The following is a 2,836-nucleotide window of genomic DNA, read 5'->3' as shown; positions in this document are numbered from 1 at the left end:
TTCTGAAAATCTTAAGCTTTTCTCGTTTCAAATCTATTTAGAGTAAATCAGTCCATATCTTTGCTTGTACATTATAAACGAGGACTAAAGTATGAGTAAAAAACGATTGAAAAAGAAATAAAAAGCCTTTTATGAATCCTTTAAATGCAAGGATTATTGCGACATTAAGAGGAAAAAGTGTGTGGTGGTGTTAGCTTATAGCACTGACTTAAATTTTGATATGAATACGGTAAATATAGACAATGAAAAGCACCATATTTTTCTTAATTGATAGAGAAAAATATCTTTCCGCAAAAGGTGGTTGGGAAAAGAATCGATTAAATTGTGAAAATCCGCTTTGGTTTAAATAGACCTTTGTCGAGAGTGCCAATAGCAAGAAGTTGTTCCTTATAGAGGACACAAATTTCCTCTTCATCAAGAGGTGCTTTGTGATGATTCAAGAGGATAGAATGGCCTCTTATAATTCTCTGTGCTTGAGTTTCATTAAGGATATAGTGAGGGAGGCAATCCAATGCGGCGCTTGTGTCAATTAAGAGCCCATCGAGTGTTGAGAAGTTTTTTTCAAAAGAACGATTATTCTCATCTGTAGTGTTTTTATTTGGCGGAATGGCCGCTTTTAGTTCCTCCCATGTAATGAGATCTTCTTCATCAAAAGGTGCGACGGCAATACGTCTTAAATCAGCAATATGCCCATAGCAACCGAGATCACGTCCCATATCGCGTGCTAAAGAGCGCACATAAGTTCCTTTTCCGCAGGTTATTTCAAAGATAGAATGCTCTTTGGTAGGCATTTCTAATAACTTGAAAGTTTCTATTTCCACTTCACGGGGCGGAATGTCAACAACTTCCCCTTCACGCGCTAAATCATAGGCACGATTTCCAGCAATTTTGATTGCTGAAAATTGTGGAGGTGTTTGCAAAATAACACCTGTATATTGAGGAAGAAGAGCAAGTATTTCTTTTTGTGTTGGACGTATGAGAGAAGTTTTCGTTATTTCTCCTTCTAAATCATCTGTTGAGCGCTCTTGCCCCCAAGCAATATGAAAACGGTAAGTTTTTTTGCCTTGCATCACGTAAGGGACGGTTTTGGTTGCTTCGCCCAATGCAATGGGAAGGAGACCAGAAGCAAGAGGATCAAGTGTACCCGCATGTCCTGCCTTTTGAGCATGGAAGAGCCATTTGATTTGTGAGACAGCTTCTGTTGATTTCATTCCTTTTGGTTTATCAAATATGACCCAGCCAGAAACAGGACGCCCTTTTTTCTTGTGTTGCCGCGCCATATCTTTAATCCTCATCTGTATCACTATGGTGAAGATCGCGTGCAACCTCAGGCGAGCGAAGGAGGGCATCAATTTTTGAAAAATTATCAAAACTATTATCAAGTCGGAAACGCAGTTCTGGCATATATTTCATTTGTCGCAACGCATGACTGATTTCTCCACGGAGAAAACGACTATGTTTATTGAGGGTATCAACAACATCGGTATGAGAAGCATTTTTAAGAGTGCTGAGAGGTGATACAAAGCAAGTAGCAATTTTTAAATCTGGTGACATGCGTACTTCAGAGACAGAAATAACAATATCTTTTAAGATATCATCAAGCAAAATATCACGCTGTAATATATGCGCTATTGCATGACGTACTTGCTCTGCTACTCTAAGTTGCCGTTGTGATGGCCCTGCATTTTTCATCAAAGTTTTATCCTTGCTACAAGATCTCTTTTTTGACCATTTAGATAAGGAAAAAGAGATATTGTGTATAAAACCTAATAACTTTTCTCATTTCACAACAGAGTAAAGTTATTGGATTATTTTATAATGTGCGATTAATATGTTCGATACGGAAGGTCTCAATGATGTCTCCTGCACGCATGTCTTCATAATTTTCAAAGGCTATCCCACATTCTTGACCACTTTGCACTTCATTGACTTCATCCTTAAAGCGTTTGAGTGTTTTCAGCTTTCCTTCGTGAATAACGATATTATCGCGGATAAGGCGAACACCGGCTCCTCGTTCTATTTTACCTTCTGTAACACGACATCCTGCAACTTTTCCAATTTTTGTAATGTTAAAGACTTCTAGAATTTCAGCATTACCAAGGAAAGTTTCACGCTGTTCTGGTGAGAGTAATCCAGACATAGCAGCCTTGATATCGTCAACAAGATCATAAATGATGTTGTAATAACGAATTTCAATTCCTTGTGTTTTAGCAAAATCACGTGCCTGCTTATTGGCTCGAACATTAAAGCCAATTACAGCAGAGTTAGAAGCTTCTGCAAGAGAAATATCACTTTCGGTAATTCCTCCAGCACCAGAATGTACAATACGCGCACGAACCTCGTCATTTCCGAGTTTTTCCAATGCTGAAGCAATTGCTTCAATTGATCCTTGCACATCCCCTTTTATAATAAGAGAAAACTCCTTAACACCAGTCGTTTGCAATTTTGTCATCATCTGTTCAAGAGAACCACGCGAACCAGTTTGCCGCGCAACAGCTTTATCACGTGCTAATCGTTGACGATATTCAGAAATTTCACGTGCTTTTGCTTCATGTGTGACAACAGCAAAACGGTCTCCGGCTTGTGGTGTTCCTTGCATTCCTAAAATTTCAATCGGTGTAGAGGGAACGGCTTCTTTGACATGGCGGCCATGGTCGTCAATCAAAGCACGCACACGACCCCATTCATTTCCAGCAACTATAATATCAGAAGGGTGTAATGTACCTTTTTGAACAAGAACTGTTGCCACAGATCCACGTCCGCGATCCAATTTGGCTTCAATGATAACGCCCTCTGCAGTTCGTTGAGGATCTGCTTTCAGATCAAGCATTTCAGC

General features: G+C 39.5%; 3 protein-coding genes. All 3 read right to left on the bottom strand.

The features are described from left to right. Positions 1-317 precede the first annotated feature (317 nt). Complete coding sequence (truB, locus tag ACFIL8_RS00620; protein ID WP_375638361.1) at positions 318-1,280, bottom strand: tRNA pseudouridine(55) synthase TruB; 963 nt, start codon at positions 1,278-1,280, stop codon at positions 318-320. 4 nt (positions 1,281-1,284) lie between these two features. Beyond that, positions 1,285-1,692 carry a 30S ribosome-binding factor RbfA gene (gene rbfA, locus ACFIL8_RS00615; RefSeq protein ID WP_375613309.1) on the bottom strand — a complete coding sequence of 136 codons (408 nt, stop codon included), beginning with the start codon at positions 1,690-1,692 and terminating at the stop codon, positions 1,285-1,287. A 121-nt stretch (positions 1,693-1,813) separates the two neighbouring features. Further along, the coding region (infB, locus tag ACFIL8_RS00610; protein ID WP_375688745.1) for a translation initiation factor IF-2 at positions 1,814-2,836 on the bottom strand (1,023 nt) is incomplete at its 5' end.

The sequence above is a fragment of the Bartonella sp. AP57NXGY genome (assembly GCF_042195805.1).
GTDB lineage: Bacteria > Pseudomonadota > Alphaproteobacteria > Rhizobiales > Rhizobiaceae > Bartonella.
Note: the sequence above shows the minus strand (reverse complement) of the source record. Positions and strands in the feature narration are given on the sequence as shown.